The 13358-nt window shown below is 52.6% G+C and carries 9 protein-coding genes; 1 reads left to right on the top strand and 8 read right to left on the bottom strand.

The window, feature by feature from the left end:
- The 3 genes from F4555_RS03250 to F4555_RS03240 all read right to left on the bottom strand — a co-directional run bounded on the left by F4555_RS03250 (position 1) and on the right by F4555_RS03240 (position 4884).
- On the bottom strand, positions 1–2136 hold the full coding sequence (locus F4555_RS03250) for a dipeptide/oligopeptide/nickel ABC transporter permease/ATP-binding protein (RefSeq protein ID WP_036383918.1): 2136 nt from the start codon (positions 2134–2136) through the stop codon (positions 1–3).
- A gap of 12 nt (positions 2137–2148) precedes the next feature.
- The gene (locus tag F4555_RS03245) at positions 2149–3132 is read right to left on the bottom strand and encodes an ABC transporter permease (RefSeq protein WP_004012634.1); all 984 of its coding nucleotides are present in this window, start codon (positions 3130–3132) and stop codon (positions 2149–2151) included.
- Between the two features lie 147 nt (positions 3133–3279).
- Positions 3280–4884 carry an ABC transporter substrate-binding protein gene (locus tag F4555_RS03240; RefSeq protein WP_004012635.1) on the bottom strand — a complete coding sequence of 535 codons (1605 nt, stop codon included), beginning with the start codon at positions 4882–4884 and terminating at the stop codon, positions 3280–3282.
- 230 nt (positions 4885–5114) lie between these two features.
- On the opposite strand from F4555_RS03240, the gene F4555_RS03235 reads away from it, so the two are divergent.
- Positions 5115–5849 carry a FadR/GntR family transcriptional regulator gene (locus F4555_RS03235; RefSeq protein ID WP_004012636.1) on the top strand — a complete coding sequence of 245 codons (735 nt, stop codon included), beginning with the start codon at positions 5115–5117 and terminating at the stop codon, positions 5847–5849.
- On the opposite strand, the gene F4555_RS03230 is transcribed toward F4555_RS03235, so the two are convergent.
- The 5 genes from F4555_RS03230 to gnpA all read right to left on the bottom strand — a co-directional run bounded on the left by F4555_RS03230 (position 5836) and on the right by gnpA (position 13180).
- Positions 5836–7509: a family 20 glycosylhydrolase gene (locus tag F4555_RS03230; RefSeq protein ID WP_260399983.1), complete on the bottom strand. Its 1674-nt coding sequence runs from the start codon at positions 7507–7509 to the stop codon at positions 5836–5838. The two genes, F4555_RS03235 and F4555_RS03230, sit on opposite strands and share 14 nt — an antisense overlap.
- Positions 7454–8419: a carbohydrate ABC transporter permease gene (locus F4555_RS03225; RefSeq protein ID WP_004014430.1), complete on the bottom strand. Its 966-nt coding sequence runs from the start codon at positions 8417–8419 to the stop codon at positions 7454–7456. The genes F4555_RS03230 and F4555_RS03225 overlap by 56 nt, the downstream gene beginning before the upstream one ends.
- Positions 8412–9407, bottom strand: coding sequence for a carbohydrate ABC transporter permease (locus F4555_RS03220; RefSeq protein ID WP_004012639.1), 996 nt, complete (start codon positions 9405–9407; stop codon positions 8412–8414). Before F4555_RS03220 ends, F4555_RS03225 begins: the two co-directional genes overlap by 8 nt.
- Before the next feature lie 106 nt (positions 9408–9513).
- The gene (locus F4555_RS03215; RefSeq protein ID WP_004014431.1) at positions 9514–10836 is read right to left on the bottom strand and encodes an ABC transporter substrate-binding protein; all 1323 of its coding nucleotides are present in this window, start codon (positions 10834–10836) and stop codon (positions 9514–9516) included.
- Positions 10837–10927: 91 nt separating this feature from the next.
- Positions 10928–13180, bottom strand: coding sequence for a 1,3-beta-galactosyl-N-acetylhexosamine phosphorylase (gene gnpA, locus F4555_RS03210; protein ID WP_004014433.1), 2253 nt, complete (start codon positions 13178–13180; stop codon positions 10928–10930).
- Between the last annotated feature and the right edge of the window lie 178 nt (positions 13181–13358).

Raw genomic sequence — 13358 nt, 5'->3', positions numbered from 1 at the left:
CTAGGCCTCCTTTCCAGTGGTTTCATGGTATTCCGGGGCGGGCTCGTAAACGCCGGGTTTGGCTGGCAGTGCCGCATAAACGTGGTTCGGTCCCACCGGGCGTAACTCGGGTCGAATATCCATGCCATAGTCCGGGTGTGAAGAACGCGGCGCGAAACGGTCGCCTTTGGGGAAATCCCGGGGCGAAGGCACCGTGCCGGGCACTTGGTGCAACCGGCCTTTTCCGGATTCAATGGACAGAACCGCCCCCAGCAAACCACAGGTGTATTCGTGTACCGGATGGGTCAGTAGCTCCGAGGTTCCCGCTTGCTCGACCACCTGACCGGCGTACATCACGGTGATAGAGTGCGCCACTTCCGCCACCAAAGCCAGGTCGTGTGACACGAAAATCATGGCGAAACCGAGTTTTTCCCGCAAATCGTTTAGCAACGCCACCACTTGCTTTTGTACGGTTACGTCGAGTGCCGTAGTAGGTTCGTCGGCTATCACCAGTTTCGGGTCGCGGGTCAACGCCATGGCTATCAACACTCGCTGACGTTGTCCCCCAGATAATTCGTGGGGGTACGATTCCAAGGTACGTTTCGGGTCGAGTCCCACCAATTCCAACAGTTCTTCGGCGCTGCGAGTGCCGCCGCGGGAAGTAAGCTGTTTCATCTGGGATCTAATCAGCATGGCCGGGTTGAGGCTTGACAGCGCATCTTGATAAATCATGGCCATTTCGTGCCCTAGCAAGGCCTGACGTTCAGCGGGTTTCATCTCTAGGAGGTTCTTGCCTTGATAGAGAATTTCCCCGCTAAGCTCCGCGCGTGAATCAATCAACCCCATAATCGACAGGGCAGTAATGGATTTACCGCAACCGGATTCACCGACCAATCCCATGGTTTCCCCGGGTCGCACCGCGAAGGACACGTGGTCAACCACATTGGTGTCGCCGTGGCGGGGGAACTTGATGCACAAGTCCTTGACTTCCAGCAGGGGGGCGGCGGTGGAAGATGCTTTGAACCGGTCTTTACGTTTGGTTTCCACCGCGTTCAGCGCATCGAGCCGGTTTTGCAAGCTTTCGGCCTGGGTACGGTAGGCAACCCGGGGATCCATGAGTAGCCTGTCGGCTTCGCGTTCCGCCGAGGTTTGCGCCACTTTCACCTGTGCCGAGGCCGGGGCGGCCACCATCGCGTCGGTGATTCCTTCGGAAAGAATATTTAGGCACAACACGGTAATCATAATCAACAGACCGGGGAACAGTGCTGTCCACCAGGCGCCTCGCAGGATAGAGCCGGAACTTTGTGCCTCGGACAACACGTTGCCCCAGGTTGAAACCATGGCTGGTTGCAGACCGGAACCGATGAAGGTTAGCGAGGCTTCCAGAATAATCGCGTCCGCGACCAAAACCGTGGCGAAAACCAGCACGGGCGCGGCGGTGTTACGCATCACGTGTTTGACTAGAATCCACGGCGCGCGAGCCCCGCAGACAATCACGGCGCGCACATAGTCTTCTCCGTAGGCTGCCATCACATTGGCGCGTACGATACGCGCAATCTGGGGGATGTATACGAAGGCTACCGAGGCGATAATCACGCCGACCAGGCCAATCTTGTTGCCCGGGTCAAAGAGCCTCGAGAACACCAGCACGGTGACTGCCGCCATGGCGATACCCGGCACGGCCATAATAATGTCGAGGATACGCATAATCACTTCGGAAATCCAGCGACGTACCACCGCCGCGATTGATCCGATTATCGCCCCAACAATCAAGGCTAGCAGGGATGACAGCAGCCCAATTACCATCGAGTAACGTCCCCCATAGAGCAAGCGAGCGAAAATATCGCGGCCGGCGTAATCCGTTCCAAACAAGTGTTTCCCGTCGGGTGCTGCCAAAATCGCATCGGTGGAAACAAAGTCGGGAGTATATCCGACAAAGAACGGGCCGATTATCGACAGGAGCACCATAATAGCCAAGACGAAAACGGATATCCGTGCACCCCAAGACATGGCTCGGAAACGATAAAAGTACTCCTTGTGTGGGGTTGCCTCGGTGGTTTTCGCCCCACTCGCCTTGGTGTCGGCTTCATGAGGTGCCATTTCTGTGGTGTTCATCGGCTGGAAGTTAGAGCTATTTGAAATCGTAGAATCTGACATTTCTATTCCTCCCTATACCGAGCGAATCCGCGGGTTAATCAACAGGTAGAGCATGTCTACGATGATGTTTACAATAATGAAGGCCAGGGCAACCACCAGGGCAGCTCCTTGAACTACTTCGACTTGGTTTTGCTGAATACCTTGCACCAGAACCTTGCCCATGCCTTGAATACCGAAAATAATTTCGATAACGACTGCGCCACCCATCAGGTAGCCGACTCGCAACCCCAGCACGGTCACCGGGGTAATCAGGGCGTTTCTTAGCACGTTACGTCCGATGACAATGGCTTTGGGAATACCGGCGCCCTGTGCGGTACGCACATAGTCACGGTCGAGTTCCTCTACCACCGAAGTACGCACCACACGAGTCATTTGACCGATTACTGGCACCGCCAGGGTCAGGGATGGCAGGAACATTCGAGATAACCATCCCCCAAAGTCAGCACCGGGACCCAAGAGTGGCGGTAATGGACCGGCCACCATGCCCGGGAAAATACTCAGGCCAATTAACACCAGCATCGCGCCTAACCAAAAAGAGGGCGTACCAATGGACACCACCGAGATGATGCGAATCAGCTGATCTGGCCATTTGTCTCGGTAGAGCGCGGCCAAGACACCCAGTGGGAAGGAAAATAACACGGCGATTATCAATCCAAAAAAAGTCAGCTGCAAAGTTATCGGCAGCGCCGGGCCGATGAGTTCACCTACCGAGTTATTGGAAACCCCGTAAACCCCAAAATTTCCTTGCAATATTCCAGCCAGATAGTTGGCATAACGAATCAGCATCGGAACGGGGGTACCGTCAGCGTAAGTGTAGCCGTGGGCTACGCGAAAGGCTTTAACTTGCGCCGCGTTAGCGGCGTTATCCCCTAGTGCCGCATAGGCGGGATCCGTGGGGGAAAGCGACATGATAAAGAAGACCAGGAAGGTGACACCTATTACCATAATTGGCAGGGCTACCAGCCGGCGACCAATCAGCCTTAGAAGATTGTTCAAGGCTCCACTCCTTTGTGATAAGACTGTGGGATGCGTGTGACACGCAGAGTATAGGACTGGGAGGAAGGCGAGGGCATCGCCCCCCTCCCAGCAATTACTTATGTTATTGTGGTTCTCGATTCGAGAACCGTGTGGCTCGATACCAAGTTATTTCACGCTCACGCCCACGGCTTCCAAACCGGTGGTGCCGATGGCTTTGAAGTCAACCACCTTGTTGGGGTTGTAACCAGTCAGCATGGTGCGATGGAACAGTGGATAGAGCGGTACCTTTTCCGCAATTAGGTCTTGTACCTCGCCCCACTTGGCTTTGGCTTCGTCCCCACTCAACTGCTGAGCGGCCTGGATGCCTTCGGCTATCTTCTTGTAGCCTTCCGCGTCGGACTTTTGGAAACCGGTGCGCTTCTGAGTCCACACATTGTCTCCGTACCACCAGTTCACGATGATGCCGGGGTCAGTGCCGAATACGGAGGGGTCACCAGGTGCCATCACCACATCGAAGTCCGGGTTCTCGGAGTCGGTCGTGGCGTAAACATCAGCAGAAGCCTTAGAAGTTACGTTTACTTTCAGCCCCGCAGCCTCGAGGTTTTGTTTTACTAGCGGTGCCAACTGGGCAATCCAGGGGTGGTCGGTGGTCAGCAGGTTCACAGTTTTACCAGCTACCCCAGCCTTTTGCAGCATCTCCTTGGCCTTTTCGGGATTGTAGTCGAACTGGGTAGCAGCCTTCTTGTAGTCAGGGTTAGACTCTGGCAAGAAGGATGTCGAGACTTTAGCTTTTCCTTCCAAGGTGGTGTTAATCAAGGTTTGCTTGTCAATGGCGTAGTGAAAGGCCTGGCGTACTTCAGCTTTGTCGAATGGTGCCTTGGTAGTGTTGAACATAAGGAAGGGGTTGTTATAGCCCGGAACCTCGTCAACTTTCCATCCCGCTCCGGTCAGTTGCTTCACGAATGGTGCCGGTACACTCTCCATCACGTCAATGGTGTTGGCCATTGCTGCGGTCAGACGCGCGTTGTCGTCTTTCAACACATCCCAGTGCATCTTGGAAACCTTTGCTGGATAAGGCCCGTTGTAATTCGGGTTCGGCTCAGCCTCTACCGAGGTGGGGGTGATATTGGTGTACTTGAAAGGACCAGTACCGATAGGCTTTGAAGTCAAATCATCGAAGCTAGCTGCCTTGGGAACAATCTTGATGTCTACCAGACGCTGTTGCAGAGCACCGAAAGGGTACTTTAGTTTGATAGAAACAGTCGTGTCGTCCTTGGCAGTCATGGAATCGATAAAGTCGAAGAACTGCTTATAGATACTCTCCACGGGTTTACCGTCGGCTCCGGTTTCACCCTTTACAATGCGTTCGAAAGAGCTAATCACATCCTCGGCTTTCACTTCGGTGCCATCAGAGAACTTCGCTCCATCACGCAAGGACACTTCGTATTCGGTATCACTGACTTTATTCGGTTCGCCCTTCGCTAGTGCCGGGTACACCTTATAGTCAGCCATATCGAACTCGTACAAACCCTCGACAATGTGCCAGTTTGTCCCCATCGCCAAGGCAGATGAGGTGTTGGAGGGGTGATAGTTCGTGGTTTCGTACATCACACCCAGGTTGAGGGTTCCAGTAGCACCGCTGGCTGGGGCTTCACTAGCACCGGTGTCTGCGGGCTTGGCAGTGCCACCACCACAGCCCGCCAAGACCAAGGCACCTGCAGCGGCTATGCAGGCCAGCGATGCGAGTCTAGTTTTTTTGAATGAAATCATACAAAATCTCCTCGTTGAGTACAGTTTCCCCCCTAATCGGGATTAACACCAATGTACCACCCCACAACTTGTCTGACAAGCTTTTTCGGGATTTAAATTAAACTTTCAAGCAAAAATCCCGGGTTTCACCTGCCATATCAACAAAAACTAAAAAATTTTCCAGGTAAGAGAATGGTAAAGTTCCTATAAAAATACTCCACAAGTCCGACAATTATGGGTATATTTGTCATATGACCGAGCTAGCCGATGAGACTATTGTCACTCCCAAGATTCGCCGCCGCACCTCTGGGGATGCCGCCACTGCTGCGGAGCAGATTAAAGCCCTGATTTTGGGTCAACATCTCAAACCCGGTGATTCTCTGCCAACAGAATCGGAGCTAACGTCTACCCTGGGTATCTCCCGTTCTTCGGTACGTGAGGCGCTGCGTCATCTCGAGGCTCTAGACATTGTTAAGGTGCGCCGGGGCGTGGGGGCTTTCGTCGGTCCGCTGTCCATGTCAGCGCTGGTAGAAACTCTGGCCTTTAAGACGATTCTGACGGCGGGCAATGACTTGCAAGCCTTGCGAGAAGTCATAGCGGTGCGACGCTACCTGGATTTGGGGCTGGCTCCTACTGTTTGCCAAACTCTAAGGGGAAACCCCCAGCCAGGTTTAGAGACCTTGGTGCGCCTCATGCGCACCAAGGCCGAAGCGGGGCAGACCTTTCCCGATGAAGATTTCGCTTTTCACGATGGAATTTTGGCATTACTTAACAACGACTTGGCACGACAACTTGTAGCCTCGTTTTGGCAGGTTCATCTGGCGGCTTTGCGTTCGATGGAACCTCCCAATCACGAAAGTCTCTTGACCAGTGCCTCCGCACATGGGGAAATACTGCGCGCTGCTACTGCTGGTAATATCGCTGAATATCAGCAGGCTATTATCCGGCATTATTCCCCGGTTTATTCCGCCCTCAATCTAACCTAAATATCGGTTCCAGTTGAAATACCGCGCCGCTTGGAGCGGCATCGGGAGGATATTGCGCCACAATGTCGCCTTGGACACATAACTGTTGGTTGGTTAGCGCGGGACTGATGATGCAGGTCAGCTTGGTTGCTTTGGGTTTTTCGTCTTCATGAGGTGCCAGCTCCTTTATACCCATTTCCTCCGATTGACGTTCTTCCCCAGAACAACAGCCATCACCGGTTCGGCTCCCCAGTTCTCCTCGTAATTCGTGTCCTGTCTGAACCGGGGTCAGCACCCATTTTTGGGTGTTACGCACCTCGGCTGTATCCCACCCTGCCGGCCAACTCGCGTCCTCGACCGGCTCACAAAGCTCTACTGGGGCACCACTCTCGGTTACAACCCCTAAATGCTTGCCACCACTACGAAGAGCAAGATTTTGCCCGCTGGCTAAATCAGTCAAGGTCACGTACTGGTCTTGAGTCCAGTCCACTCGCCAAGGTCCAGGTGCAACCGAGTCAAGCTGAGCAATTCGATAGATGCCCTCCGGCACACCCGGTTCTGGCCACGCGGACACGGTGGCGCGTCTACGTGCTTCCTCCCAGGTCACGCTAGCTTTCTTTCCGTTACTGTCCAAGGCAGCAACCAGCAACAAAGAATCCTGTATCGCTGTCCAAACCTCGTGTTCGGTCTGATAGTAGGAAGTATCTGGCCAAATGGAAACCCGCAAGCCTAGCTGTGCCTCCGCTAAAGCGGGATTCAAGCGTTGCCCGCCGATGAACTCCCGTCCATCCCAGGTGGATTCCCACAGCGCCTTCGCATCCACCCGGTAAGGAGCGTGCGAGCGAGACCAATAGAGTTTCTCGGTGGCGTTAATTAACTTATGTCCACGTCGCGCCAGTTCAGCCACCCGCAGTCCCTCATCTTTCCAGTATTCCACCACAATATTGTTATCAACCGACACCACCGGGCTATTGTGTATCCCATCATTCCAAATCCGCAAGTTATATCCTTTCGCCCGAACATGCGCATTGACTTGGTTAATAAACCCGTTGAACACATCGTAGGGTGTGGCGTTTTCTCCGTAGGTTTGCCGGGCATAATCAAGTATTTGTGGGTAATTGTCGTAGGAGTCGTGAATCATATATTCATCGGCTCCCATATGCCAATACTTGGTGTATTTGGGAGTAAATACTTCTAGGTACTCGTCAACTAGATTCAAATAAAATTCGACAGCGCGCGGGTTAGTTAAGTCTAAGCGTTCGCAGTCCCCAGTGCTGCCATCTTTGCGCTGCAAAGCCAGGTGGGGATAGTTTTCCAACCATACCCCCATATGTCCCGGCGTGTTTATTTCCGGTATGACTTGTATTCCTAGTTCACTCGCCCACTGCAGCACCTGTTTGACTTCGCTCACAGTATAGTAATGCCAAGTATTAGCCGCCGGGTAGCGCGTGGATTGCATCTTCATTTCCCAGACCAGTTCGCTAAACCCAAGCTGTTGCATACGCTGCAGCAAGCGCCTCATGAAGCCCAAAGAAATCCCCACTTGACCGGCACATAAAGTTACGCCGCGAGAAGTTAGTGCGCCTTTTTTTACATTTTCATTTTCATGAGGTGCCATTTGCTTTTTACCCTTTAACTGAACCGGCAGCCAGTCCGGATTGCCAATATTTTTGCAATCCAAGGAACAAGATAATCAGCGGAATTACTCCAAACAACGCCCCCATCATAACCGCACCTTTTTCGGGGTTAAAGTAGCTCATCATCCCGTAAAGACCTAAAGTCACCGGCTTCAATGTCTCGTCAGAAAGCATCATCAGCGGCAGCAGGAAGTTATTCCAGCAAGCCACAAAGATAAATAGAAATATGGTGACCATTGCCGGAGCCAAAATACGGAGCACCATGGTAAAGAAAATTCGAGCTTCGCTAGCTCCGTCTATTCTGGCAGCCTCTATCAGTTCGGTGGGTACCGAGGTTTGGGAATATACCCTTCCTAGAAACACCCCGAAAGGCGAAACACAGCATGGCACTATAATTGAGGCCATAGTATTGGAAACCCCCAAGTGTAAGAACACGATATAGAGCGGCACGGTCAGTAGGGCAGCGGGCATCAACAGTCCGGCCATAATCACTCCGGTGGCGATATTCTTACCGGGAAATACGAATTTCGCCAGGGCATATCCGGCCATTACTGAAATCAGGGTGCCAATCGCGGCGGATACCGTGGAATAAATCAGTGAGTTTAATACCCAACGCCAGAAATTGCCACGTGTCCAGCTCATGAGTTTTTCATAATTTAAACCGATAGCATCAAGCAGGCTCTGACTTTCAGAATTTTTTCCGTGTTCAGCAAACCACAAGCCAAAGCTAGTGGCCAACTCCGAGTTGCTCTTGGTGGCGGAAATAATCACCCAGTAAATCGGGAACAGGAAGTATATCAAAACGAGTACCAGCACAAATGTGGTAATGCCGCGTGCCAGACGAGAAGGCGCGATGGCGCGCGGTGGCAAGCCTTCCTGTGAGGGACAATACACCAGACCTTCGGGGTGCCGCTTATTCACTAAAGTCTGGGTTTTTCCGGGCATCTTAGTCATTGCCGCCCACCTTTCTGTCTACCAGGAAATAGCCTACGGCCAAAACCCCAGCAATCAGTGCCATTACAATCGCCACGGCAGAGCCCGGGCCATCCCCGGAAGGAGTGAGGGTTCCCATGGTGGTGTTATACGCCATCATCATGGGGGTATAGGACTTGCCCATCCAGGGAAGGGCGGAGGACATAACCTGAGGCTCGTTGAAAAGTTGAATCGTCCCCACAATGGAAAGCAACACTGCCAGCAGCGCCGCTCCACGCAGCATAGGAACTTTAATCCGCGTCATGATTTGCAAGCCGCTGGCTCCGTCAATGCGTGCCGCCTCGGATAGCTCAGCGGGAATGGCCTGCAGTGCTGCCAGGAATATCAGCATGTTATAACCGGTGTATGTCCAGGTGGTCATGTTCGCCATTGAGGCCAGGATGACGTTTTTGTTAAAAAAATCCACCGGCAAACCTATGGCGTGGAGTCCTTGTACCAAGGGCGAAACCTCGGGGTTGTACAGATATAGCCAAATCATGGCGGCCACTACCCCGGGGATGGCGAATGGTAGGAAGTATCCTAGTCGGTAAATAGTGACATGGCGGGTCAGGAAAGAATCCAGCAACAAGGCTAGCACCAGCGCCATCAGGATCATCACCGGAACTTGGAAACAGGTATAGAGCACCACCCGCCCGATGCCTTTCCAGAACTCCGGGGAAGCCACCGTGTACTGGTAGTTTTCTAGTCCGACAAAGATATTTTGGATTTCTCCGCCGCCGTAGGGTCCTCCCCCTACAGTTCTGAGTCGAAAGAAGCTGGAATACAGGGAAACCAGGATTGGCACCAAAAAGACAACAGTGAACAGAATCACGAATGGAGCCATAAAAGCCCACCCGGTAATAGCCTGAGAGCGTTTTTGCCAAGACATCTTTTTGGCGTTGGTTGCGCCTTTTACCGCTCTAGTATCTGCCTCTTTGTAGTTGGCAGTCTTTTGCTTAGTGTCACTCACGTTCTGTGCCTCATTGTCTTATCTTGTATTGGATAGCAATCCCCACAGCTGGCGCCCACTGGGTTTGTAGAATTCCCAGCGGGCACCCTCCGTAGGTTCACCGGTTTTAGGAGACCTTCAAGTTAAGGTTCTTCAAGGCTTCTTTCGCCGTATCAGCATTCCATTTGAAGAGATCTGCGACTTTGCCACCGTCGACAGCCTTCTGGGCTTGTTCCGCATTCTGTTGTACCGACGACCAGCTAGGAATGTAAGTAAACGGATTCATGGTTTCGTTGGCCTTGGTCAGCTCCGCTGCCACATCTTGGCCGCCATAAAATTTCGAAACCTTTTCCGGGGTGGTCATTTTGCCCTTAGCCGCAACCACCAAGCCTTGGGATACCAAAGCCTCAATCTGGGTGTTGAACCAGGCGTTAAACTCCATAGCCTGAGCGGGAGCCTCGCAGCCCTTGATTACAGCCACTCCAGAACCCCCGTCAGGACCAGTAGCAGCTTTGCCTCCGAATGAAGGCAGCTGGGCTACTGCCCATTTGCCTTCATTCGGTGTCCCTGCCATATCACCAGCCAACAGGGGTGCCTCCCAGGCGGCACCGATGGTGCCAATGATATTGTCGTTTAACGCTGATTTCCAGGTTTCTTCGCTCCACCTTTGCACTGTGGCGGTAGCCTTCGCATCTAGCAGTTTTTGCCAGAAGTCAGCTACTTTAGCCGATCCAGTACCGGAAGTATCTACCTTCCAGGAATCGCCTTCCACCTTAAACCATTGATCCCCCGCAGCGGCAGAAAGAGCGGGCATCATATTGCCTGCCTCATCGGTCTGGTAGTCCACGATGTACTTGCCTTTGGCAGCAGCTTTCTTAGCCTCTTCTATTAGTTCATCCGAGGTGGTGGGTACCTTCAGGCCGAGTTCCTCGAAAGCGGCTTTGTTGTAGTAGTACACCAACGGACCGGTGTCTTGGGGCAGACCGAAATACTTACCATCAACACTCATGGAATTAAGCGGTGCTTCGGCAAATTTGTCTTTGTATTTGCCAATTTCGCCACTGACATCTTCGACCAGCTGCTTGACGTATACCTCTGCGAGGTCAGCGTATCCCACTTGCGCTAAACATGGAGCAGTACCAGCCTTGACATCGGTTTCCAGTTTCTTAATCAGCTCTTGAGGCTTACCGTCAAACTTAGTGGCCTCAACTTGGATATTGGGGTGTTCTTTGTTCCATTCGGCTACCACATCCGCGACCTTGGTCATGCCGTCCCCATCAGGCAAACGGTGCAGATATTTGATGGTAACGGGTTTCTCAGATGCTGGCGACTTTGCCTCCGGCGTCTTTGTTTCGCTGGCACCACCGCCACAGGCGCTGAGTCCAGCTAGAGCCAAGGCACTGATACCCGCCATAGCGGTAATTTTTAGCATTTTTCGAGAAGATTTCATGTTCTCTCTTCCTTCCTCGGAAAATTACAAGGTGACGCGTCCACGCCACTGGATACCACTCTATGACATTAGCTGCGTTTACAGGGTGTTTTTAAAGCAACTTAATCCATTTTGAATCGCGGGGTGACAGTTTTACCGCTAAATCTTGCGATCCAAGCAATGCTGTTTCAACCGTCTCGGCACTATTGTTATATACAAACAGGCGACGTGCTCCGGGATAGTGCGCGACTTCCACCCGGGAATCCGCTGCCAGATAGTGTTCCGTAACGTAATCTTCCTGGCTGGCCACCCAGTAAATCGCGCGATGCAGCACACGACTATTGACATGGTTATAGGGCAATCCGGCCAGATACACCGCCCGCCCCGAACCGTAATCATTGACGGCCACATCGACGCTGCCACTAATGAACTGTAAAACATCGCCGCCTGTCGGCACGACAAAACCCGCACCCGGCCCGATGTCTATCAAAGCATCCTCGCGTCCCGGCTGGGGTTGCGGGTCAATTTCCAGTGCGTTTATTTCTTTTAGGCCACGCCCTCGGCTGGGTTTGTCGTCTAAGTCTGACAGGATAAAGTGCTGGTCTAAAACCTGGACGTAACGGTCGGTGGAAAGCGACCAACTGCGTTCCAAATCAACCCCAAATACATCCGATAGCTGGAAGAATGCCCCACTACCAGGAACTTCAGCAGCGCTGGGATGCCCGATGCCAATAATCCCACCGCCATGAGCCACAAAATCTCGCACCATGGTGCAAATCTCGGAGTCAGCCCAGTAAGCTCCCCCAGAAAAAGCGGTGCCAGCCGCTCCGGCGTTAATCACCACGTCCACGTCCGCCAAGGCTCCAGCGCGTACATCCTCGAAGTTGATGAATCTCACTTCGAAGGGCAGACCTGCCAGGGCCTCCAATACGCCTTCATAGGCATAGGTCTGGAAATATGGCTTGGCATGTGCCACCATCGAGGCCATCCAAGAACGGCGCTTGCCCCAGGCATTGAGCACTGCGACTTTCACCGAGGCAACAGCAGGTTTCTCTCCTTCGGTTTCCTCGTGCAAGGAACGGAATTCTTGCGCAATCTCCCCTACACGCGACACGAATTCCGGGAATTTCAAGGCTAGAGACAAATACCCGCCGTACCCCATTCGGTCTAGGGGACTGCGCACAATAGCGCGGCGAGCTTGCAACCAACCAGCTTCTAGTTCTGCCAAGGGAGTGCCCCCCTCATGGAATACATCGGGGAAGAAGTACGGCAGGAAACGTCCTTCGGTGTATTTCACGCCGGGGATATCTGATATCATGCGGCAGGTAGTGGCCGATCCCACTGAGCCCACCACGGCATCGAGTCCGATAGTGGCAAATTTCTCGCCGTATGGTTCCACTCCTATCCAATGGTCTCCAAGAAACATCATGGCTGTTTTCCCGGCGGCGTGGGTTTTTTCCACCAAAACCCGGGCTTTTTCGGTCACAAAGTCGTTGATAAACGCAATCCAGTCTAGGAATTCTTTGCGCGGCACCCGAAATGCGCTGTTGTAGTATCCTTCGTCTACAAAATCTTCGGGTGTCAAGGCATAGCCGTATTGCCGTTCAAAGTCTTGCAACGCGGCTTCCGACACGGATCCGAGGTACCCGAACCATTCCACGAGTTTTTCTTTTTCTCGATTGTTGAACACCAGCATGAATTGATAGAAAAACGTCGTGAAGCGTACCACGTCAACTTGCGGGTTGTCAGCCAGCCATTGATCCATTCCAGCCTTGACATATTCCCAAGTCTCGGCGTGGCGAATGTCGTAGGGCTGTTCGCGCACTTTACCGGGCACATTCTCCCAGTGGTTGGTGATGTAGTTGTACATCTGTACCGGATCCCAGTTTTGCCAAGCTAGGAAGTCCACAGTATAGATGTGTCCGGCTTGGGGTCGGGTAACGGTTACGGTGGTTTGTGCTCCGGTTCCGTTTATTTCCCATTCATGAGGTGCCAGCGTCTTTCCAGTGCTCCGGTCGATTACTTGCCAGTACTTTTCCAAGTCACAGTCAGCCACAGGTTCTACTTGTAGCTCCAAGTAGCCTTTCATTACCTGGATTTCGAGCGGTTGAGTATCAAGCGCGGGGCACCGCTGCGACATAAGAAAGAATTGCGGGCGATCTTGGGGGTGGGCTTTAGCCCAGTCTTGATCCCCGCGTCCCACGAAGTATGTCTCGTAAATTTTGGCTCCGAGTTGGCTGGCTATAGGGGGTAAATCCGTTCCGTCGGAGTTTCTGACCGCATCAGCACCCCATAGGTCAGCTACTTCTTGGATTTGGGCATCAATGCCATTTTCTATGGGCAGCGTGAAGCGTCCTTTGCTCACTGGATTCCCCCTTCTTTGGATGATTTAAGATGATTAAGGTTTAGGATGATTTGAAATCCTGGTTCTAGAGTAGTGGAACTCGAACCAGTATATATCGCGTTTAAAATCGTTTCTTCCCTGGTCACAGCGAGGGACAAAATCAGTATAAAACCCAGCGTTGAATACCAGTTTAAATATG

Origin of the sequence: Mobiluncus mulieris, from assembly GCF_014204735.1 — a bacterium.
In the GTDB taxonomy this organism is placed as follows: domain Bacteria; phylum Actinomycetota; class Actinomycetes; order Actinomycetales; family Actinomycetaceae; genus Mobiluncus; species Mobiluncus mulieris.
The sequence above is the reverse complement of the archived record's forward strand: the minus strand, read 5'-3'. Positions and strand labels throughout refer to the sequence as shown.

Excerpts from the sequence above, each read along its gene's own strand:
- F4555_RS03250 (WP_036383918.1), bottom strand. The coding sequence starts at position 2,136 with ATGTCAGATTCTACGATTTCAAATAGCTCTAACTTCCAGCCGATGAAC.
- F4555_RS03240 (WP_004012635.1), bottom strand. The coding sequence starts at position 4,884 with ATGATTTCATTCAAAAAAACTAGACTCGCATCGCTGGCCTGCATAGCC.
- F4555_RS03235 (WP_004012636.1), top strand. The coding sequence starts at position 5,115 with ATGACCGAGCTAGCCGATGAGACTATTGTCACTCCCAAGATTCGCCGC.
- F4555_RS03225 (WP_004014430.1), bottom strand. The coding sequence starts at position 8,419 with ATGACTAAGATGCCCGGAAAAACCCAGACTTTAGTGAATAAGCGGCAC.
- F4555_RS03215 (WP_004014431.1), bottom strand. The coding sequence starts at position 10,836 with ATGAAATCTTCTCGAAAAATGCTAAAAATTACCGCTATGGCGGGTATC.